Raw genomic sequence first — 20,814 nt, 5'->3', positions numbered from 1 at the left:
GTCATCCCTTGGCGAGGACAGGACGCGGCTTGGCGAGTTCCTCCGCCGGGGTTTGCCCGGGCAGGGTGTACTCCAACGTCAACTGCTTGCCGCCCGACTCGGCGAGGATTTCGAGGATCCCTTCGTCGCCCAGTCGGAATGTGACGTCGATGGGCTGCCCGGCGGGCTTGCCCGTCGGCAGGTTCGGCAGAATGCCTTCGATGGCGAGCTTATTGGCGGAAACGGCCTCCTGCGGCACCTCTGTGTCCTGCTCGTACACCTCGATGTTGACCTCGGTCTGGTTGTCCGAGACCGTCCGGTACGTCTCGTGCTTGTCGACGGGCAGCTCGTCGTTCTGCTGGATGATGAACGAGATGTACCCGACTTCGTCACGCTCGTCGCGGACTGCGCGGATTCCGTAGGCGCGTGAGGTGATGTTGACGATTTTCGGTCCGGCACCCGGTCGCGGCCCCGGTAGGAACCCGCTACCGACAGTGCCCCCACCCTCGTCCTGCCTGGCGCTGCTCTCAACCTCGTCGACTTCGGCGATCCGGCTGACCGCGAAGAGCGCCGCTCCCTTGGCGACGATCTGGTCCGGGTCCTGCAGGCGGGGTTCGGGGAGGTCGGGGAATCGCCGCAGCAGGCGCTCGCCGAGGCGCTCGGCGATCACTGGGACTCTGCTCATGCCACCGACGAGGATGACCTCGTCGATCGAGTTCACACCCTTCTCGGCGGCGGCATCGAGGACGAGTTCGGTGTAGTCCAGGGTGCGGCTCACCAGATCTTCGGTGAGCTGCTCGAACTGCTCGCGCGCGAGGTCGAACTGCACGCGCTGGCGGTTGGCGACAAAGCTCATGCCGTACGTCGCCTTCTTGGTGAGGGAGTGCTTGGCGCCCTCGGCCTTGAGCTCCAGCTCGCCGAGGGCCTCCTTGTCATCCTCGGGGTCACCGGCGTCCGGCTGCTGTTCGCGGAAGCGCTGGAGGAAGAGGTCCACCAGGCGGCGGTCCCAGTCGATGCCGCCGAGCTGGCGGTCGCCCCCCGTCGCCACGGCGCGGATCTCGTCCTGAGACACCTGGATGACGGTGACGTCGAACGTGCCCCCGCCGAGGTCGTATACGAGAACCGTCCGTGCCTCGTCCTGCGTGTTCAGCCCGTAGGCGATGGCCGCTGCCGTCGGCTCGTTGATGATGCTGACGACGTTCAACCCGGCGTTCTGGCCGGCTTCCTTGGTGGCCTCGCGCTCCGCGCCGCCGAAGTACGCCGGCACGGTGATCACAACGTCGGCGATCGGCCCGTCGGCGGGCGGCTCGACACCGAGGTCGTCGAGCGCGTCCTCGACGAGGGACTGGAGGATGTACGAGGAGACCTGCGCCGGGTAGAAGTCGCGGTCCCCGATCGTGCGGAAGAAGCCCTCCTCGCCCATGTGCCGCTTGATCTCGCTGATGACGTGGTCGGGGTTGCGGGCCAGCTCGTTCTTGGCTTGGTCACCGACCACGATGGTCTGCTCGTCCTCGAAGTAGACCACCGAGGGGGTCGTCGTCTTGCCGTCGGAGTTCAGCAGAGCGACGGGCTTGCCGTACTCGTCGAGGTGGGCGACGCACGAATACGTCGTCCCGAGGTCGATCCCGAGGGTCACGCGGTCGCTCATCAGGAGTCCTTTCTGATCAACCGCGGCTCGGAGGCCACGGCGAGCCGGTCGGTCCGGCAGTCGTCAGTCGCGCGGGGCATCGTGGTCCCGCCCGCGCGGCGGCGGGGGGGAGATCTTGATGCGCCGGGTCGGTCGGAGCGGGCGCTCCGGGGCGCCCGGCGATTTCTCGGCAGTGCGGTCGGAGGACGGCTGGACCGTGGGCCGCTCCTCCGACGACGCGAGCGTCGACGAGGGTTGCGGCGGGGGGATGTCGTCCAGCCGGATGGAGGGGTCGGCCAGGACCGTCTTCGGACGGGGATAAGACTGCGGCACCGGGCCTCCATTGCGTCGGCGAGCCAGCAGCAGACCCGCGACGATGATCGCGGAGAGGGCCGCAGCGGTCCCGACAGCGAGAGGTACGATAGGCAGCCCGTCGCGCTGCGGCGCTGGCAACGCACTGACGGGGACGGCACACGACTTGCTCGCCACGTCGTACAGCGCCGGGAGGAGGTCGTGGACGCCGGTGGTGTAGTAGTCGTCACCCAGGGCGGGGCCGGTGACCGCGATGAGGTTGGCTTGCCCGCCGGCGATCTCGTCAAGCCCGAGGCCGACGCCGACGACCCGAGCCCCGGCCTGCTTGAGGCGATCGGACGCGTCGACGGCCGCGGTGATGTTGAGCGGGTCCTCGGGTCGCGAGGTGAGGTCTGCCGGCACCCCGTGCACCGACGGCTGCCCGTCGGTGACGAGGACGACGACGTCGGGGTCGAGGGACGCAGCCATCGCCAGTCCCGCTTCCCAGTTCGTGCCGCCCTCTTCGTCGGTGAGGATGCCGAGCCCATCGATGCGGTCCTTGACCAGCTTCCGATCCGCCTCGTCTGAGACGTCCGTCATCTCCGCCTCCTGACGCGCATCGGTAGCGAAGCCGATGACACCGACGAGGTTGGTGGTCCCTCGAAGAGCGTCGACGAGGTCCTCCGCCGCCTGGTGCATGTCGTCCTGCTGGGGCTGCATCGACTCCGACTGGTCTAAGAGGAGGACGAACCGTTGCGGACACGATCCTGAGTAGGCAGGGTTGGCCACGCTCGCCGATGCTGGCGACGGGGCGAGCGCGGGCACCAGGACGACGAGACCCGCGAGTCCAATCGCCAACCATCGGTTGAGCCCAGCAACGTGCTGCGGTGCGTCGGCGACCACGGCGACCTCCCTGACGAAGCGACCACCCGTGCCGTCCTAGCTCGAAGCGGTGCTCTGGACGAGCCAGACAGGCGTGACGGTAGAGCAGCGAGGCGCGACACGGGTAGGTTCCGGGAAAGTCGTGGAACTTTCACGCGCACGACGCGGTATAGAGGTCGCGGCGGTCACCTCCCGATGCGCCGAAGTGCTTCCCGTACCCTCCCGGGTCTGCCACCCTTGCTCGCAGCACTGCTGACGACGGCCGGCGACGTCCCGGTACGCACCGGGCTGGTGCCCCGGGTCACCCACGAGGAGCGCAGATGCCGAGCGAGGACATGCGGGACCCGGCGGCTGCACCGCGACCCAGGATCGTCAAGACCACAAGAGAGGAACGTGAAGCAGCAGCTCGAGCGCAGCAGGAGGTCGCCGAGCGCGGCCCGGGCGGTGACGACACCTCTCAGTCGCGCCCTGACGGCTCGAGGCAGACTGATGCCGACCGGAGCAGGACTTCACGCACTTCACGGACCGCGGACCAGCGATCACCAGACGACCGCGGCGAGCACGGCTACGGCACGCGCCACTCCGGATCCGCCCGTTCCAGGACGGAGAATCGCGACGGCCGATCCACCGACGCCCACGGCCACCGCACGCCTGATGCGGACCTGCGCTCTCGAGCAGATCGCCAACGCCAGAGGGGCGGAGGACGTCCGGACGACCCGGGGACGAGCGATGGGAGCCGCAGGCCGGACCACGGCAGGCGTGAGACCTTCGAGCCTTCCGGCTCGGGACGAGCGGATCGCAGCGGCGGGAGCCGCGACAGCGGGTCCACGAACAGTGGCCGGCGCCGGGAGGCGGACCCCACCGGAGCGGATCGCTCCGGTGATCGCACCTCCAGCGGGCGCGGCGGCAACAGCGGGACGTCTGCTCGAGCGAAGACAGGCAACCTGTCGACCTTCGGTCCCTTCGTGACCCGCTTCGAGGGGCGGGTCAGCCAGGTGTTCGGAACCTCGCAACGGCCCCGCCCCCGCTTGACCCCCATCGTGCTCGGTGCGTTCGCCGTTGGCCTGGCCTTCGTCTTGCCGTACGTGCTCGCGTGGACGCCCGTCATCGTCCTGACCGTCCTGGCTTACCTGTGGTTGCGGAGCAAGGGCTGGCTCCGCGGTGGGTACCGACTGCCGCGGAGCGGCGAGCGCGCCGACGCCGGCTTGCAGATCACCTCCTTCCGGGTGCAGATCTACGACGCCGACCACCGGCCCTTCCGCAGCCTCGACTGCCGGATCGTGCAGTCCGCCGAAGCCGGTCCGGCGCCGATCGTCGGAGATGAGGCGGTCGTCGGCCACGGATATCGCATCGGCCGAGGACTGGTCGAACTCAGCGGCCTACAAGTGGGCGGCGCCCACGGCACCCGACTGCGCCCAGCCCACCCAAGATCGAGCACCTCGATCCTATTTCCGAGCTTAGTGCTCTACGGCATTGCGGCAATAGTGGTCTACCTCGAGTGGGACGTCATTAAAACATTCAACCCGCGCGCGGCTTTCGCTGCATCGCTTCAGGTGCTCGTATGCGTCGCCGTCATCGCCGTACTTCTTAAGTTCTTCCGCTCACGCTTCCGGTTGTGACTCGTCATACGATCATGACCGCTCCGACTGTGATAACCACGTTCCGCCCGATACCGACCCGGCAGGATGCTCGCTTCTGCTCCGAACGTACTTTCCCCGCTACGTCGATGGGCGCACCGGTCAGCTACAGTCGGGTTGTCGCGCGGCTGAGTAACGACCGCGCCGCCGAGAAATGCACAATTCAGGTCGACGAGGAGCCGCGCGGCCAGCCTGAGATACAGTTCAGGTCGGCACTGATGACGGGTAAATTATGGTTGTCGACCACCTGCCCCCTTCCTGCCGCGCTCACATCGGCACCCACAGAAACTCGAGTTGCTGAGCTGCGTCGCTCAGGTAGTGTTGCTGCGTTCGATGCGAAAAGTCACCGCAGTCGGCTGGTGTGGCCGATATTACGCACTCATTCTCAAAACCGCTTCGCTCAGGTGAGCGGGCGGTGTCTCCAGCTACCTGCAGAATCGTTCATTTCTCCCGGGTCGAGGCGTCACTTGTCCTCGGTGAGGTCTTGTCAGTAGCAGCGTGAGGCCGCCGCTCGACCGGGAGTTGAAGGCGTTGGGGCACGCAGGGTCTGGACGAGACGATGGAGGCGAACAAGCCCTATCCGCCGTACTCACCTGTACCCTGCGTGTTCTCCTATCGTGCCAGCCTCGACGTTCCCCGCATCCTGGCCCAGACCGTCGCCCGACTGCTGCCCGCTCACCGCACCCGGATCGGCACCCGCCGCGGACGCCGCTCGATGGGCTGCTTCGCTCAGGCGGTGCTGCTGCGGTTCATGCGCCAGCGCGCCACCGTCGCCGACCTGACCCGCGACAACACCATCAGCTTGTCCAGCGCCTACCGCTACCTGCACGAAGCCCTCGATGTCCTGGCAGCCCAAGCACCTGACCTGCCCGAGGTCGTCGCCGAAGCAGTGCGCCGAGGAACTGAGCGCCTGCTGCTCGGTGGCACCCTCATCGCCACCGACCGCGTCCGCGACCGGAACGGTCGACGTGACCGGTGGTACTCACAAAAGCAGCGCCACCACGGTGGTCTCGTGCAGGTCGTCACCGACGCCGACGGGCGGCCTTTGTGGGGTTCACCCGTGGAGCCAGGCTGCACCCATGACCTCACGGTGGCATGCATGCACCCCCTGCCGCTGCTCTACGTCGCCGCGGGCCACGGCGTTTCTACGTTGGCCGACAAGGGCGGACAGCTCCTCGAGCGCAGCACGTGGGGCTGGAACCCTTACGTCAACGCCGAACGCGCCTTCGTCGAGCACAGCATCGCCCACCTCGAGACCCGCCGGCGGGCTCTACATCACGTTAGCCTGTGCCCGTGGGCACCACGGCGATGGTCGCCATAGCCTTCGTCTTGAGCCGACTGGAGAGCCGCCACTGACAAAGGCTCAGTGCCCGAACTGCCGAGCTTTCTGCCAGCGCATGGATAGGAGAATGAGCATTTGCTGCTCGATCGCAGGCAGCCTCATCGGCGCTCAGCGCTTCGACGACCCCGGTAGCTCACACGACCGCCGCGACTGACACAACCGCTGGAACTTCGGAAAACACTGCTACGCCGTGATCCCGACCAGATTGTCACCGGGCTCTGCGGTCGACCACGGAAGCCACCTTTCACAACAAGGAAAGGAGCCGGGGTGAACTTTTTGTGTACTCGGTGGCACAAGAGTGGCATGATGAGTTACGAATCAGATTTTTGGACTTTATCTTGTAACCAGGATGGGAGAGCATCAGGTTCGCGCGGGAAAAGCTCGAGGTCTTCAACGTATGCTGGTGAACTCACGGGAATCTTCCATGACGGCTCGCCGTCGTAGTCAAAGTCGAAGGTGATGCGTCCATCACTAGTGATGACGATGACCGCCGTATACCACACCTCACCGGCATCTCGGTACATGGCTTCGCGAAGCTCTTTCAATTCGTAGTGCACGCTCATCGGTAGGCGATCCAAAGGCGTCTCCGAGCCGTCAGCCAGTGTTACCCGTGCACGGGACTCCGACATCTTGCCTGCACTGAGGTACGTCACGACGAGAGAAGCCCAGTTCTTGGGGGCCCGGCCGACCAGAGCCTGCCCAATCCTCTGGTAGAATCCATCCAGCTCATCGGGGTTCATTGAAAAAATACCCTTTCGGTCGGATCTTCCCCATTTATGCTCCATGTGACACGGAAGGCTTTTGGGCGCTTTCCCGCATCGTCGGCGTACTCAACTTCAATTTTGACACGGATATCGGTCCCTGCCTCCTGCTTTAGCTTCTCCCGCCAACTTTCCTCCATGGAGTACCAGCTGCTCCTGCCGGGCCCATTGAGGTCCTTGGACATCGCAACGAGGTTCACCCCTTCCCCGGCACCACCGAGGCTAACAGCGATGATGTGCCCACCCTGGTCGATACTGAGCCGCCCAGCGCCCTTGCCAGCGATGCCCTGTTGATAGGTGTTGCGGTACAGATCTGCTTCAGCGGGCTCGACGTAGGTCAACCGCGCTTCGATGTGTTCGACTCGGCCTCGCGAGTCGGTCACGTAGGTGGTACCTCCAACGTCGTAGATGGTGTCTGCGCTCGGCTTGTGGAGCTCCTTTGTCCAGTCGCCCTTCTTCCCCGGCTGCAGCGAACGCACAGGGAGATCCGCGTAGCGCTCATCCAGCCTGTCGCGGACTCGCGCCTCCCACATCGCTTCGTCCCGGGCGAGCTCGATGCGCTGGCCTTCGCCGGTCTCCCACCACAAGCGGCTCATGCGGACGTCGCCGTCCTTCGAGAGACCCCAGTCCACCCCGATCGTGGCGTCCTTAAGCGCACCGCTGGCGCTGCCGAGACGTTCGTGGAGCTCGGTCGCAAACTCGGACCTCAAGACGCCGACCGCGGGGTACGAGCACGACTCACGAAGCTCAACAGCGGAGTTCTTGGCGGCGATCGACGTTTTGGCCTCGATGTACGCCAACTCCCTGACGTTAATCGCGGCACCCTGAGGCGAGTCACCGTCGGCGATGGACCACCGCACGTCGGTGGATGGTGAGCCAGCACGCGTCAGTAACTGCACGTAGTCATCCGGCAGTTCAGACGGTCGCCTCATTCGGTTGATCGCTAAGTCTGTGCAGGATGGCGTTTCGGCGAGGTAGCGCGTGGAGGCACCGACACCTTCAACGCCCTCGCCAACCACCCCCGGACTACGCGCCTCCAGGCGCTTCGGCCTGTCGATCCGCTCAGCCACAGCCACGCCTCCTCGATCTTCCGGTCATCAGCGCAGCAGCAGCCTGTCCTGGACGCCTGTCGGGGCGTTGCTGCGGTGCAAGACCTGCGTCACCGCGCACATGGCCGCTCCACGGGCGACGGCCTCCCGCCCCAGCCAGCTGCTCAAGTCGGCCGCCGTGTCCAATTGCCACTCTCGCAAGGTCGCCACAGCTGGCTGCGATGGCCCGTCCCAAGCACCGCGCAGCGACGCCTCCGCTGCGGGGACTCCGTGTGTGGCGGAAGCTGCCGCGTGGTGGCGGAACCAGCACACCGAGTCGCAGTACCGGCACCCGTAGAAGGGCCGTGAACCCTCAGTTCTCTTCCGCATCCGGACGAACAATGAGTCTCCACGTCGGTATTGCCACGCGGCGAACGCTGCACGCAGGTGCTTGGCTAGGTGCTCGCGCGGGAGTTGGCCGAACTGCGACATCTGCAAAAGCCCGCGCCGCAGTCCCACCCAAGCCAAACACCGCTGCGCGTCGGCCGGCGCGGCGGCGAGTAGGGGATCCTGCAGAGCGATGCCGGCCAGTCCGCGCTCGACCTCCTCCCACAACGCCTCCTCCGCTGCGGAGTCGACGATAAGACCCGCGATCGCCAGCGCCATGACGCCTTCGGCCTCGCGCGATCGCCGCTCGGCGGCGTGGTGCCGGATAGGGTCCTCACCGGCGCAGCACGGCCGCGAGTCATCGTGCGGCGCCGGTTGTGGTGTCAGTACTCCGCGGCTGTCCCGCCGGTCCTGCGCCTTGGCGACCGTGACAGTCTGTGCATCAGGCAGGCGTCGCGTCAGAATTACCGCCTGCCCGCGGGCGAGGCCCGCGATGCTCTCCCGCCGCTCCTCCCCCAGTCCCATGCTGCCGCCGACGACTTCGCGATCACTGGGGTCGAGCACCTTATGGGCGATCTTGAGATTGGTATTCTTCACGACGTCGCGCGCTACAGCACTGGGGCTCTGGTCGACGACGAGGATGGCTTCGCCGTAGCTGCGGATCTCGGCGAGCATCTGCGTGATGAGCCGGGCACTGACACTGGAGGCGTCACCGCTCTCGGGGTCGCCGCCGCCCCGGGCCGGCTCCGGCAGGATCCGGTGCGCTTCCTCTAGCACGGTGACGTGGCGAACCCCCGGTGCCGGACCGAGCGAGCGGGCTCGCTCCAGCACCGCGAGCGTCAGCACGGACATTAGGAACGCGCGCTCCTCGTCGTCTCCGAGGCTGGCGAGCTGTACGACCGTGGGACGGGTGAAGAGCTGCTCGACGCCGATGGAGACGGGAGCTGCGAGCCGCTCCGCCTTCGAGGGCGACAGCAACAGGCTCAGGCGGGTGCCGAGCGAGGCCCTGATGTTGCTGCTGATCTCCGAGTCGTAGCCGAGGGCCGCGACGAAAGGATCCAGCATGTCCCGCAGCTCGTGGAGGGTCGGCGTCGGCTTGAGGTCGGCGCGCTCCGCCAGCTGCTCGAACAGTTGGGAGACGATGTACGGCACCGGTGAGGGCAGCGTGAAGCTGCCCTTGAACGCGTTGGACAGCAGTTCGAGGTGGGTGCGCGTGCTGAAGCCGCCGTAGGGAGTTAGCACGTTGAGGCGCAGGTCCGCCGCGTCGACGACGGCTAGGCCACCCGCCAGTGATGGCGCGACGGCCTCGTAGTCCGCTTTCACCGGGTCGATCACTAGGAACGGGATACCGTGCCGGTTCCACAGCTCAGCGAGCAACCGCTGCGCCGTCGTGCTCTTGCCCGAGCCGGTCGTGCCGGTGATGAACGCGTGACCCTCCAAGTCCTCGACGGAGATGGCGAACTCGTCCGACACCCCGCTCCACGACCCCAGTTCCAGCTCCTGACGGTGCCGTTGCCTCGTCCTCCCGCCAGGCGGCTGGACCGCCACCTCCAATCCGGGCACGGATTCTCCCGGTGGTGCCAGGAGAGCCGCGATATCGAGGGTGGACAGCAGTGAAGTCGGTGGGGGAGGATCATCGCCTTCCGCGACCAACCGGTCGCCGCTCCAGCGCCCCCCGCTGAACGGGTCCTCCTCCAGGATCGAGGCGGCGACGCTGGTGATCATGTCGACCTGCGCCCCCCCGTAGGCCCCGACGTGGGCAGTCGCCATCCAGGCGCCGACGCTCTCTGCACCGTCCAGGTGCGCGATCAACGTGTCGACGTGCCCGAGGAGCCTCGCCACGTCCGGCTCCTCCACGGTCACCGAGTGCCGCGGATCGCGGTTGTCCGTGTGGGAGCGGTGTGGCGCGAGCGCCGAGGACAACGACACCAGCTCCGCACGCAGGTCGACGACATCGGGCAGGGACACCGGCTCGAGGTGCACGAGGAGGCTCCACTGCCCACCAGGTGCGAGGAGGAGCCGACCGAGCCCGGGCAACGCCATGCCGTCGGTCTTTCCTCCGCTCCTGCTCTCCTGAGCCGCGAGCAGGGCGAAGCGGAGGCCGTTGACGTCCCCGCGGCTAAGCACCCGAAGGTCTGGCGCGCGCCCCACCGGGTCCAACAGGCTCGCCGGCGCGAGGACCGAACGGGTCCAGGCCGCCAAGTCACCAGCACTCCGCGGCAGCGCAACGTGCACTCCTGCGCCATCCCCCTGGATGAGCACCATCACTGCCGTCCGCGCACGGGAGAGGCCGGAGAGCACGTCGGCCAGGGGGTGTCGAACCTCTGCCCGCGGCGCGATGGTCCGGCGCAGGGCGAACCAGGACCAGTCTGCCGCGTCTACGTAGGGTTTGCCGCAGACCAAGGTCTTCGAGGAAGCGAAGCGGCCGAGGCGGAGGCCTCGTCGCAGCTCGTCAATCCGCACCTGCTGCGGGCCCTCCGCGGTCGGGTTGTCGGGCACGTGCTCGGTGCGCAGCTGGGCGAAGTGGTCGAGCCACGCCTGCACCTCGTCCCGATCGGCTGCCGCCACCTCGTGCCCGGCCACATGGACCTCCTCACCTCGACGCGAGGTCACCTTACGGAGGGTCGCCGCCAGCGGGAAGCCCCTTACGCTTTTCGCAGTCCTGGCCGATGAGGTGAAAGCGGTGTACCGGTCGACCCGGGGTGGCAGGATGCTTGCAGTTCAACACCCGGGCGAACGAGCATGCGCCGGGACTCCCCCCACGACGGGTGAGCTCGGTGAGGCACCACCCCGCGGACGCGGTGCATGATCAGCACACGGAAGGAGTGCGTGATGACCTCCAACGACGGTTGGCAGCGCTTCGGGCAGGCTCCCCCTGAGACGTGGGTACCCGCACAACCGGTACCGGAAGCGGTAGAAAGGGCTCCGAGCGCCTCGGAGCCGCAGGACGAGGGAGATGCGCAGGCGCCTTCCTCACAGCAGTCTAACTCACCAAACCAGCCGGATCAGCGACCGCAGCCGGAGGCGGACGCCGGTGCGTCCGGGACCATCGCCGCTTCTGCCGCGCTCGCAGAGATGGGGAAGGCGCTCGTGGCGGTCGGTGACGACCTTCGCCGCCTGACCGACGTTCACGAGCGGCAGAGCGCACTCGTGGACCGGCTCCACGCGGACAACCAGGCGCTGCGCCGCGCCGAGACCGAGCGGCAGAGGGATCCGCTCATCCGCGAACTCATCGGTTTGGCAGACACCAGTATGCGCACCGCCCGAAATTGGCAAGAGCGCGACGACCCCGCAGCGCAGCCAGTCGCCGAGGCGTTGAGGGGTGTCGCCGACGACATCCGCCTCATCCTGGACCACCAGGGGTTCGAGACGTACGACCCTGCGCCGGGCGACACCTTCGACCGGCGCCTCCACAAAGCCAAGGGGACCAGGAACACGTCCGACAGCACGCTCGACGAGTGCGTCGCCGAGGCGCTGCGTCCCGGCTACCGCTACGAAGAGCGCATCATCAGGCCGGCGGACGTGCTCGTGTGGCACCTCGCCGAGCGCTCCGAAGCAGACGCCGCACCCCACGTCGACGCCTCCTCGTCAGGGGATTCGACGTCGACGAGCACCCAGGCTCCACATGAGGCTCCGACGGATTCACACGCAGAGGTCGAGGACTCGATCACGTGAGCTTGGCGGAGGTCGGTGAGCGCCATACCGAGCGCACTTTCGATCTGATTGCACCACGTCAAGCGGCTGCACGCTCGCCACAAGCTTGCCACTGACGCGAACCAGGCTGATCCGAGCCGCCTGCGCAGTATCTTGCTACTGCTACTGCTGCTGACGTGGTCGAACGAGTTTCAGCGCAGCCGCCACAACTACCGCGCCATCTGTGCCGCCCCCGCAATACCATCACCACCGCGGCAGCGTCTCAGCTCGCGGCAACCACTTCGCCACGGTCGTCGAGCCATTGAAAGGGCTCGAGGCACTGCAAGCCGAGGCAGTTGCTTCGTCAACGGCAACGTCCTGATTCGGCATAACAACTCCTCACACTATGACGTCGGCAGTTTGCGGTAGCAGATCAACGCGCACGCCAGCTGCAGCAGCCCTAGGTGTAGATCCGCGCGGACCTCGTAGCGGATCCGCAGCCGCTTGAACTGGTGCAGCCAGGCTAACGTCCGCTTCACCACCCAACGAACACCGCCGAGTCCAAAACCGTGAGCGATGCCGCGGCGGGCGGCGCGTGGGGTGATCCCGCGTTCGCGCAGCGCCCTGCGGTAGACGTCGAAGTCGTAGCCGCGATCGGCGTAGAGGTAGCGCGGGTGCAGGCGGGGGCGGCCGCGAACTCCTCGAACGGTCGGAAAGGCATCGACCAGCGGCAGCAGCTGGGTGACCCGTCGATGTGCTTGTGGCGGTCGCTTCCGGCCAAGGTCACGATGTCCCGCGTCAGACTTGTTGGCAGGGCCCGTTGCTTGCGGGTCTGACCTGCAGAAGAATTTGATCGATCATGGCAAGGGTGCCGGCGCTGCCGACCGAGGAGAACGTCAGGATCGTGCTGTCGATCTTGGCTGGGGAGGTCACGCCTCGCTGAGGCCGCTCGGTGGGCGAAGGTCTCCGAGCAGTCGGTGGGAAAGTCCGGCTCCTGCTCCCGCGAGGCCCAATTGGAGGCCGAAGTCGCGGATCTGACCCAGACCCTAGGCGAAGCGGCCGTCGAACTGAGGGTGTGGAAGTCCCCCGCGCAGCGGGAGGTGCCCCCAGTCCGCCGAGGGGCAGCTGGGGCCTTCGAGGACCTCAAGGTGATCCGCGAGCAGGCGGTTCCCCCCACCGCTGCGCGGCGGGAGGCGCCCCCAGCCGACGTCGAGGTTCTGCGCACTGATCGGCGTGCCCGAGCGGACCTGGCCCCGCCATCAGGCCAGGGCCCGGGTCGGGCAGGTGAGCAAGGGTCCCTGGCCGCGCCCGGCGCGAGAGCGCACCTGTGAAGGCGCCCGCCGCCACGCTCTGGCGCACCCGGCCTGGGGACACTACAAGATCCAGGTCATTCCAAGGTCTGGGTCATGCCGATCACCGGTGCCGTCACGAAGGCCACCGCGTCTGCCAGGCCAGCGTGCTGCGGCTGCTGCGCGGTGAAGGGCTGCTGTTGGAGGCGACCTACCAGCGCGAACGCCGCCAGCTCGCCGCCCGCCGCAAGGCCGTCTTCGCCACCGAGCCCACCGGTGCGAACCAGGTCTGGCAACTGGACTTTCCCCCACTGCGTGGGAGGTGCCCCCACCGAGTTCGAGACCACCACCGGCGGCACCTGGCGCCTGGCCGGCTGCCGGGACTACTGGTCCAAGTACGAGCTCGGCTGGCATATCTCACCGACGGCGAACCAGCACGACGCTATCAGCGCCGTCGAGGCCGCCCTCGCCGAAGCTGAGCGGCTGGCCGGGCGCCCTCTGCTGGAGCTGGTCCCACGCGATGACGAAGGGAATGCCCAGCCGCTGGTCACGATCGTCACCGGGGCGGCGGTCCGTTCCGCTCCTTTCGCTTCGAGGCCTTCATCGCCACCCACCCCGAGCTGCGCCACGTCCGCACCCGGGTCCGGACACCAGGGCAAAACGGCTCGCGAGAGCGTGGCTTCGGCTCCTTGAAGTACGAACGGCTGTTCCTTGAGGAGATCAACGACGTCGCCGACCTCATCGCTCACGCCGAGGACTACCGCTTGGGCTACAACACCGTCCGCCCGCACGAGGCCCTGACCTGCAAGCGCATCGCCGACGTCCACGTCGGACCCGCTGACCCCACCACCCCCAACGTTCCTGAACCGCTACCCTGCCAACTACCCGACGCAGGACACCGACCAGCGGGATGTCGCTGAGGTCGGCGAGGAGGTGGTGCTTGGACCCGTTGTGGAAGCGGTGTACTGGTGGAGGGCCGCTGTGACCCCCTTCTTTAGCGCCCGCACGTGCGAGCCGTCCACCACCGCGCTCTGCAGGTCCAGCGCGCCTGCGGCGCTCAGCTCTTCCAGCAGCACCTGGTGCAGGCGCGGCCACACGCCTGCCTCGGTCCAGTCCCGCAGTCGTCGCCAGCAGGTGACTCCCGAGCAGCCGAGCCGGTCGGTGGGGACCTGAGCCCAGGTGCAGGTGATCTTCAACATCAAGACGATGCCAGCCAGGGCGGCGCGGTCATCGCGGGACAGTCGCCCTGGATGGCGGTGGCGGCGCGGCGGGTGTGGTAGCAGCAGCGGCTGCACACGCTGCCACAGCCCCTCCGACACCAGAACCTGGACCAGCTCCGGCACTGCGTCCTCGGCCATGGACACGGCTTTGAACCGCCCCAGCGGCTCCGCAAGTCATGGTGAAAGGAGTTGTTACCGTCGAGGGTGAGCTTGCGGATCGCAGTGCCGTCCCCGCCCAGGCCGTTGGCCACGTACAGCGCCCCTCGCCGTCCACGCCCAGGCCGGTGCTCCCATTGAAGCGGTCCGGGGCGACCGTGCCGCCCCGCACGCCGATCGAGCCTTCCACCCGGCCGGAGGCCGGGTCGACGACGTGCACCTGCTGGTGCTCGCCGTCGTCGGCGACGAGCAGCTGGCCGCGCTCGTCCACGGCCAGCGCGGATGGGTCCTGCACCGCGGTGATGGCCGTACCCTGCCCGGCGACGCCGGCGAACAGCTTGCCGCCGGAGACGGCCAGCGCGGTGACGGGTGAGGAGGTGGAGATCACGAGCATCGAGCGCCCGCGGCCCTTCCCGCCCGGGATCTCCACCGCCTCGCGGGTGCCCCGGTCGAAGACGCGCACCGCGTACCAGGACCCCGAGCCGGGCGAGTCGATGCCGGCGAAGGCGTCCTGCTGCATGGCCTGGAAGACGCGGGTGGCATCCATAGCCAGGGCGGTGCCGCCCTGGCGGCCCCAGCCGTGGGTGTCGGCCAGGCGCCCGAGCACCTCGCCGTCGCGGTAGACGCCGACCTCGGCGGTGCCCTCCTCCCAGGGGGTGGCCGCGTACACGGTCCCGTCGGGGGTGACGACGGCGTCGTCGACGTCGTGCTGCACCCAGGCCTCCTCCGGGTTCTCGTACCGCCCGCCGCCGGCGTCGTTGGCGACCCAGGAGGTCTGCATCTGCGCGGCCTGGGACAGCAGGGTGCGCTGCGCTCCCTCGGCCGGCTCTGGGGCGTTTGCCGTGCTCGACGAGGCGCTCGACGAAGCGCTCGACGAAGCGCTCGACGAGGCGCTCGACGAGGCGCTGGCGGACCTCGTCGGTGTCGGCGTCACAGCGGGGTTGGCGGCGTGGGCGGACAGCGGTACCGCCCAAGGCAGGGCCAGCCCGATGAGCAGGGCTGCGGCCCGGCACCATGAAGCGCCGGATCGAGCCGTTCGGGTGGGGTCGAGACAGGTCGACACGGGGACCTCGCAGGTTCAAGAGGGGCGGCCGGAGCGGAAGGCGTCGTGATGGGAGTCGTCGTCGTGGAAGCGGTCGCGCTCCGACGGCGGCGGGGCGAGGACAGCGAGCAGCGGCACGGTGAGCGCGCCGAACAGGCCGAGGTCAAGGGCGATCCACCCGCTCCAGCGCAGCCAGGCGCTGCTGCCGGCGGCGAGCAGCAGCGCGCCTGAACCACCAAGAGCCGTGGACGCCACCCACAGCAGCAAGCCCCGGGAGTGCCTCACGATGCCTGCTGCTGTGGGTCGGCGACGTGTCGCCTACCGCCGCACCGGTAACGGGTTCGGGTGTGGGGTGGGCCCGGCGGGTGGTCCGCCGGGCCCGGGTGCGCGGTGTTCAGCGCCCGCCGTCCTTCGCGTCGTCCCCCGCGTCGTGGTCTCCTGTGTCGTCGACGGTCGGGTCGGTGGTGCGGGTGGGCGTCGAGCCCGGCTTGGGCGCACCGGTGGACGTCACCACCGGAATCCGGTCCTCCCGCTGCTCATCGCTCTGCCCACCCTGCTCAGCCTGCCCGCTGTCCTCGGTGGCCCGCTCCTCGGACGAGGCGGAGCTGGAGGGGTGGAGCACGACGAAGGTGGGATCGGCCTGGCTGGTCACCGACACCGAGGACGTGCCCTTCTGGGTGTCGGTAGCCCGGGCGGACTGGCGCGGCACGACGACCTGCGCGTCCGCGCCGACGCCCAGCTGCAGGGTGACGTCCCGGCTGGGCACCTCCAGGGCCTTCTTGGCGTCCTGGTCCCACACCGGGGCCGCCTCCCACAGCGCGATCAGGACGTTGCCGTCGCTGCGCGGCAGCACCAGGTGCTGGGTGTGCTCGCCCCCGCCCTGCACCTGCACGTCCAACCCCTTCAGGACAGCAGCACCGGCGATGGGGCCGGTGGGTGCGCTGAAGCCGCGCAGCGTGGCCAGCATGTTCTTCAGGGCGGTGCCGGCCGGCTTCCACGTGCCGTCGGCGCGGATGACGCCGAACTTGTCCTCGGCCTCGTCCTCGTCGTCCCCGTCGTCGAGCAGGGCGTAGAAGTAGGACGCGTCGATGCCGTTGCGGTAATTCTCCAGCGCCTGCTGCACCATCAGCGTCGCCTGCGCGTCCTCGCTGACGTAGTTCTGCACGCCGCCTCCCGAGGTGGAGGCGGTGGCGGTGTGGTAGCCGGTCTCGGTGACGAACACCGGCACACCGCTGGGGCTGGCCGCGGCCTTGAGGCTGATCCGCTCGCCCGCGCCGGCCTGCTGGGGCGAGCGGGTGTCCACCTCGGCGGTGATGTGGCCGGCCAGCTCCAGCTCGCTGTGAAGGTGCTGCGCGCTGGGCATCGCTCCGTTGGTGTAGGAGTGCATGTTGGCCACGTCGGCGGGCACCTGACCCAGCTGCGCGCGGGAGTCGGCCATGATGAAGGAGGGGGCGAGCACCTTGACCCCGGGCAGTTCCTGGTTCACCTGCCGGTAGATCTCCTCCTGCTGCGCGCGCAGGTTCGCTGCCCAGTCCGCCCCGCTGCCCAGGTCGTGCTCGTTGGGGCCCTCCACGGTGATGCGCTCGGGGTGCTCCTTCGCGTGGGCGTCGTACTTCTTGATCAGCTCGATGGTCTGCTCGACGGTGAAGGACTGGTCCGGCTCGGGCATGATCCAGTCGATCTTCACGCCGGCCCGGCTCATCTCGCTCAGCTCCGACAGGGCCGGGCTGTCGCCCAGGGAGCCGTCGCGCACCCGCGCCGCCCCCATCTGCGTGACCAGGTCGGAGATGTCCAGCTGCGACCAGGGCCCGCCGTAGGTGACGTGGGTGTTGAAGCCGATGGAGTCCGCCAGCCCCTCGGCCGTCATCGTGGTGTGGTTCACCGCCGCGGGCAGCACCTCCGCGCCTGTGGGACCGGTCGCAGGCGCGCTGCTGTCCGGCTCGTCCTGCTGACTGTCGTCCTCCTTCGACCGGTCTTCGTCCTGACTCTGCTCGTCCTCGTCGTCGCCGATGCCGAGGGCGGCCAGCAGCTTCTGCCACAGGGAGTCGGCCTCGTCCTGGTCCTCGGTCTTGGGCGCTCGGGGCGCCTCGGGCACCTCCCGGTCTGCTGCGTCCGAGGCGGTCGAGGTGGGCGACGAGGTGGGCGACGAGGTGGGCGACGAGGTGGGCGACGAGGTGGGCGATGCCACGTTCCCGGCGGCGTGGGCCAGCGAGCCGCCGCTGGCGCTGAGCAGCAGGCTCAAGAGCGTCCCGCTGGTCAGGGCGCAACGGGCGCGGGTACGGGTGCGCGCGGGTGAGCGGGTGGTGTCCGTTGCGTCCAGGGACGGCGGGGGGCTGACAGACTTCAAGGGGTCCTCCAGGTGCGAGAAGCAGATCGGGGGGCCAGCGGCAGGGTCGGCGTGGCCGGTTGCTGTGGGCGGCCCTGGCGCTGTGTGAGGTCGGGCGTTCCGCGGGTGGCAGGCCGCGGAACGACCGGCTGCTGCCTCACCGTCAGCGGTGTCGACGGTGAGGGGCGGTCAGCTGCCGCGCAGGCGGCGCGCGGCAGGTGCTCGGACTCATCAGGCGCTGCGCCGCCTGAGGCTGATGGCGGCGAGGGTGAGCAGCAGCACGATCCACGCGGTGAAGGCCGCGGCGCCGATGGGGGCCTGAAGGTACTGATCGCTGCTGCGCAGGTCCGTGGCGTTCTCCATGGTGGAGGTCAGCCACCACTTCCTCAGCGCGTCGACCAGGGCGGAGCTGGGCAGCATCTGCAGGAGGATCGGCAGGACGAACAAGGCGCCGAGCAGCGTGCAGATCGCCGCGGCCGCGTGGCGCATCGCGACACCGAGCGCCAAGCCGATGAGCGCGACTCCCACCAGCAAGTAGACGTTGGCGACCAAGGCGGTGAGGACTTCACGGGCCCCCGGGGACAGGCGCTGCTCACGCTCGACGATCGCGTAGTTGACGGTCGCGAACGTCGCGGCGATGGCCAGGCCCTGACTGGTGATGACCACTGCGGCGAGGACGGTTGCCTTGGCCAGCAGCACACTCACGCGCCGAGGGGCGACGAGGAAGGTGGTGCGGATCATTCCGCTGGCGATCTCTCCGGTGATGGAGATGACGCCCAGCGCGGCCACGATCACCGTGGCGAGCTGCACTCCCGACATCGGGACGCTGAAGAAGCTCTGCGCGCTCTGCGCCGAGCCGCCGGCCGCGTCGTGCGCCAGCGCGGCGCTCACACCGACGCCGACGCCGACCACGACGAGCACGGCGGCCAAGGCGGTCATCGGCAGCGAGCGCACGCTGGTGACCTTCAGCAGCTCACTGCGCAGCAGGTTGCCGAAGCTGAGGCCGGAGGGTGTGCGGGTGGGATGGAGCGGCCGGCGCTCGGTGGAGGCGCGCCACTGCGCAGGGTCGGCCGTTCCTGCGTGCTCAGCAGGCGCCGCAGCGGCGTGAACCCTCGCCTGCTCCCTGACCTTCGCCGCTGCCGCAGTGCGGGAGTGCGGCGATGCACCTGCGGCGGAGTGCTCCTGGCGAAGGCGTGCGGCGGTCACGCGGCTCCTCTCGGCCTGACCAGCGCCAGACCTCATTACTCTGTTGGAGTTACGGTTGTTGCGCTGGCAGCGTAGCGCCGGGTAGGGGATGCGCCTAGCGCCGCGTGCCTGCCGGCGCACGCGCTGCAGCGTGCAGGCGCTCGCGCGGGTGCCGTGTGCGCTGGTCGACCTCATCGCCGGCCCGCCCGGGCGCCGTCGCCGCCGCGCGCTCGCACGCGCGCCCTGCGGCGGCGTTCACCAGCGGCGGCCGCCAGCAGCAGCAGGACGAGGGCGCCGGCCAGCAGCAGCCGGCGCCCGTCCAGGCCCGCCCCTGCCGCCTTGGGCAGGGCGAGAGTGATCTGCGGACCGGCGGGCAGGATGACGTGCAGCTCGAGCAGCTTGGTCAGGACCTTGTCCCACAGCGCCGCGGCCCCGCCGAAGGCGAGGAACAGCGCGGCCACCAGCACCAGGGTCATCTTGTCGTCGTCGCTGCGGGTCGGCTCGGACGAGGTGCTCATCGGGGACCTCCAGGTGCGGGGTCTGGGGCGGCTGGGTGCGGGCTTGCCGTCGGCGTGGGCACGGGTGCGCTGGCCGTGTGCGGCACGCCCGGCGCCGACGTGGCGGCGCTCGCGTGCTGGCGCGCACGCGCTGCCGCACGGCGGTGCCCGGTGAGGAAGCCGGCGGGCAAGAAGGCGTAGGCGAAGGTGAGCACGAGCAGCACCGACAGCAGCGCCGAGGCGCTGCCTTCGCTCATGCGTGCACCTGCTGCCGGCTGCTGCGGCTGGTGCGCGAGCGCTCCGCCTGCGGGTGCAGTCGGCGGGGCAGCAGCCAGGGGCGCTGGTCGTTCAGGTGGGCGATGCGCGCCTGCTCGAGGGTCCGGTACATCTGCGGGTGCGCCCACTGCGCGTAGCCGAAGCCGGTGCTGCTGGGCTCGGGGGCGGTCAGCTGCAGCGCTTCGTGAACCGCGGTGAGCGGGCTCATGCGCTGCAGCAGCTCGTGTTCGGCGACCCCGGGGCTGCCCGGGTCCGGGGTCCAGACGACCTGCGCCTTGACCGGCAGGCGGTGGGCGTTGGAGCACACGGCGCGTCCGGGCACCCGGCCGCTGAGCTCGGCGCCGATGACGCTGTGCCACATCAGCTGCGACTCCAGCGCTGAGGCCTTGCCCAGCCAGACGCGCTGGCCGAAGTGCTGCAGGGTGCCGACAGCCTCGGGTGCGCAGTGGGCCGCGCGGACGGCGAGGTGGATGCCGACGCCGCGTCCCTCGCGCAGCAGGTGTTCCAAGGCGATCAGGGTCGGTGAGACGGCCGGGTCCGGCGGTTCGGCCTCGTCGGTGTCGGCACGCGCGCTCAGGGCCGTCGCCTCCGGCGTGCTGGCGGGGTGGTGCAGGTGCCGCCGCGTCTGCAGGTGTGCTCGACGGCACGCTCGGTCGGCGGCGAGCAGTTCACGGGTGGTGCGGCGAGAGGCGTCGTCTTCGTCGTGGCTCCAGGCGTAGTGGCACCAGCCGCGCAGGTCGGTGAACTCGTCGATCGCCAGCAGGAGCGGGGTGCGCTCGAGCTGGCCTTCACTGGCGCACGCCTGCGCGTAGCGGTGTTCCATCTCGGCGTGCAGGGCGTGGACGATGGCGATGGCGGCGTGCACCTCGCCCTGGCCGGCGACAGCCTGCACGCCTGGCCACTCGCGCAGCGACTGCAGGCGGGAGTGGGTGGGGTCGATGAGGAAGGCCGCTCCGCCGGCGGCAGTCCACCCCATCGCCGCTGCGGGCAGGGCGTTGGTGCCTCCCGATCCCTGATGGCCGCCGGTGAACAGGTGCGCGTCGGCGCGCGGGCGCCAGGTGAGCCACTGCCCCTCGTCGGTGCGCGCCAGCAGGACCTCATCGACGCTGGCTGCGGCGGAGGTGGGGTTGGCGCTGCTGGCTGCGGCGGAGGTGGGGTTGGGGATGCGGGTGTGGAGCGTGGCGGTCGTTGTCATGACGTCACTCCGGGTCCGTGCGGGTGGGTGGGTGGGTGTGGGACAGCGGGAGGCGGTGCTT

General features: G+C 68.9%; 19 protein-coding genes and 2 pseudogenes. 6 read left to right on the top strand and 15 right to left on the bottom strand.

Features of this window, described 5'->3' with window-relative positions; translation table 11 throughout:
• Position 1: 1 nt before the first annotated feature.
• Both ACRYR7_RS02570 and ACRYR7_RS02565 read right to left on the bottom strand, forming a co-directional pair.
• A complete protein-coding gene (locus ACRYR7_RS02570) occupies positions 2-1,627 on the bottom strand; it encodes an Hsp70 family protein (protein WP_432570489.1) in 1,626 nt (541 codons plus the stop codon).
• A gap of 63 nt (positions 1,628-1,690) precedes the next feature.
• Entirely contained in the window at positions 1,691-2,800 is a 1,110-nt protein-coding gene (locus tag ACRYR7_RS02565) for a vWA domain-containing protein (RefSeq protein ID WP_432570488.1), read from the bottom strand.
• Between the two features lie 944 nt (positions 2,801-3,744).
• Here ACRYR7_RS02565 and ACRYR7_RS02560 point away from each other — a divergent pair.
• Positions 3,745-4,398: a hypothetical protein gene (locus tag ACRYR7_RS02560; RefSeq protein ID WP_432570487.1), complete on the top strand. Its 654-nt coding sequence runs from the start codon at positions 3,745-3,747 to the stop codon at positions 4,396-4,398.
• Positions 4,399-4,975: 577 nt separating this feature from the next.
• Entirely contained in the window at positions 4,976-5,737 is a 762-nt protein-coding gene (locus ACRYR7_RS02555) for a transposase family protein (protein WP_432570486.1), read from the top strand.
• A 332-nt stretch (positions 5,738-6,069) separates the two neighbouring features.
• Here ACRYR7_RS02555 and ACRYR7_RS02550 read toward each other — a convergent pair whose 3' ends face one another.
• The 3 genes from ACRYR7_RS02550 to ACRYR7_RS02540 are packed head-to-tail and all read right to left on the bottom strand — an operon-like array spanning position 6,070 to position 10,517.
• The gene (locus ACRYR7_RS02550; protein WP_432570485.1) at positions 6,070-6,498 is read right to left on the bottom strand and encodes an antitoxin YezG family protein; all 429 of its coding nucleotides are present in this window, start codon (positions 6,496-6,498) and stop codon (positions 6,070-6,072) included.
• On the bottom strand, positions 6,495-7,595 hold the full coding sequence (locus ACRYR7_RS02545) for a DNA/RNA non-specific endonuclease (protein WP_432570484.1): 1,101 nt from the start codon (positions 7,593-7,595) through the stop codon (positions 6,495-6,497). The genes ACRYR7_RS02550 and ACRYR7_RS02545 overlap by 4 nt, the downstream gene beginning before the upstream one ends.
• A gap of 21 nt (positions 7,596-7,616) precedes the next feature.
• Positions 7,617-10,517, bottom strand: a complete 2,901-nt coding sequence (locus ACRYR7_RS02540) for an ATP-binding protein (protein WP_432570483.1) — start codon at positions 10,515-10,517, stop codon at positions 7,617-7,619.
• A 249-nt stretch (positions 10,518-10,766) separates the two neighbouring features.
• Here ACRYR7_RS02540 and ACRYR7_RS02535 point away from each other — a divergent pair, with 249 nt between their 5' ends.
• Positions 10,767-11,609: a nucleotide exchange factor GrpE gene (locus tag ACRYR7_RS02535; protein WP_432570482.1), complete on the top strand. Its 843-nt coding sequence runs from the start codon at positions 10,767-10,769 to the stop codon at positions 11,607-11,609.
• Between the two features lie 362 nt (positions 11,610-11,971).
• On the opposite strand, the pseudogene ACRYR7_RS02530 reads toward ACRYR7_RS02535, so the two are convergent.
• Positions 11,972-12,313, bottom strand: a pseudogene (locus ACRYR7_RS02530) (transposase); the annotation flags it as partial.
• Positions 12,314-12,954: 641 nt separating this feature from the next.
• Positions 12,955-13,206: a hypothetical protein gene (locus tag ACRYR7_RS02525; RefSeq protein WP_432570481.1), complete on the bottom strand. Its 252-nt coding sequence runs from the start codon at positions 13,204-13,206 to the stop codon at positions 12,955-12,957.
• A gap of 252 nt (positions 13,207-13,458) precedes the next feature.
• On the opposite strand from ACRYR7_RS02525, the gene ACRYR7_RS02520 reads away from it, so the two are divergent.
• Positions 13,459-13,776, top strand: coding sequence for an integrase core domain-containing protein (locus ACRYR7_RS02520; protein ID WP_432570520.1), 318 nt, complete (start codon positions 13,459-13,461; stop codon positions 13,774-13,776).
• Here the strand turns inward: ACRYR7_RS02520 and ACRYR7_RS02515 are convergent.
• Positions 13,748-14,151: pseudogene (locus ACRYR7_RS02515) on the bottom strand (transposase); the annotation flags it as partial. The gene ACRYR7_RS02520 and the pseudogene ACRYR7_RS02515 overlap by 29 nt on opposite strands.
• Entirely contained in the window at positions 14,084-15,013 is a 930-nt protein-coding gene (locus ACRYR7_RS02510) for an NHL repeat-containing protein (RefSeq protein ID WP_432570480.1), read from the bottom strand. The gene ACRYR7_RS02510 and the pseudogene ACRYR7_RS02515, both read right to left, overlap by 68 nt.
• Positions 15,014-15,074: 61 nt before the next feature.
• Between ACRYR7_RS02510 and ACRYR7_RS02505 the strand changes: the two genes are divergently transcribed.
• Positions 15,075-15,344 carry a hypothetical protein gene (locus ACRYR7_RS02505; protein ID WP_432570479.1) on the top strand — a complete coding sequence of 90 codons (270 nt, stop codon included), beginning with the start codon at positions 15,075-15,077 and terminating at the stop codon, positions 15,342-15,344.
• Here the strand turns inward: ACRYR7_RS02505 and ACRYR7_RS02500 are convergent.
• Entirely contained in the window at positions 15,311-15,559 is a 249-nt protein-coding gene (locus ACRYR7_RS02500) for a hypothetical protein (protein WP_432570478.1), read from the bottom strand. The two genes, ACRYR7_RS02505 and ACRYR7_RS02500, sit on opposite strands and share 34 nt — an antisense overlap.
• Positions 15,560-15,668: 109 nt before the next feature.
• Positions 15,669-17,369 carry a hypothetical protein gene (locus tag ACRYR7_RS02495; RefSeq protein WP_432570477.1) on the bottom strand — a complete coding sequence of 567 codons (1,701 nt, stop codon included), beginning with the start codon at positions 17,367-17,369 and terminating at the stop codon, positions 15,669-15,671.
• Between the two features lie 31 nt (positions 17,370-17,400).
• Between ACRYR7_RS02495 and ACRYR7_RS02490 the strand changes: the two genes are divergently transcribed.
• Positions 17,401-17,709, top strand: a complete 309-nt coding sequence (locus tag ACRYR7_RS02490; RefSeq protein WP_432570476.1) for a hypothetical protein — start codon at positions 17,401-17,403, stop codon at positions 17,707-17,709.
• Positions 17,710-17,831: 122 nt separating this feature from the next.
• On the opposite strand, the gene ACRYR7_RS02485 is transcribed toward ACRYR7_RS02490, so the two are convergent.
• The 4 genes from ACRYR7_RS02485 to ACRYR7_RS02470 all read right to left on the bottom strand — a co-directional run bounded on the left by ACRYR7_RS02485 (position 17,832) and on the right by ACRYR7_RS02470 (position 20,753).
• Complete coding sequence (locus ACRYR7_RS02485) at positions 17,832-18,806, bottom strand: ABC-2 transporter permease (protein WP_432570475.1); 975 nt, start codon at positions 18,804-18,806, stop codon at positions 17,832-17,834.
• 170 nt (positions 18,807-18,976) lie between these two features.
• Positions 18,977-19,303, bottom strand: a complete 327-nt coding sequence (locus ACRYR7_RS02480; protein WP_432570474.1) for a hypothetical protein — start codon at positions 19,301-19,303, stop codon at positions 18,977-18,979.
• A complete protein-coding gene (locus ACRYR7_RS02475; protein WP_432570473.1) occupies positions 19,300-19,539 on the bottom strand; it encodes a hypothetical protein in 240 nt (79 codons plus the stop codon). The genes ACRYR7_RS02480 and ACRYR7_RS02475 overlap by 4 nt, the downstream gene beginning before the upstream one ends.
• Positions 19,536-20,753 carry a hypothetical protein gene (locus tag ACRYR7_RS02470; RefSeq protein WP_432570472.1) on the bottom strand — a complete coding sequence of 406 codons (1,218 nt, stop codon included), beginning with the start codon at positions 20,751-20,753 and terminating at the stop codon, positions 19,536-19,538. Before ACRYR7_RS02470 ends, ACRYR7_RS02475 begins: the two co-directional genes overlap by 4 nt.
• Between the last annotated feature and the right edge of the window lie 61 nt (positions 20,754-20,814).

Source organism: Kineococcus gurbantunggutensis, assembly GCF_050871925.1.
Classification (GTDB): Bacteria; Actinomycetota; Actinomycetes; order Actinomycetales; family Kineococcaceae; genus Kineococcus.
This window is presented reverse-complemented; position numbering and strand designations above follow the sequence as displayed.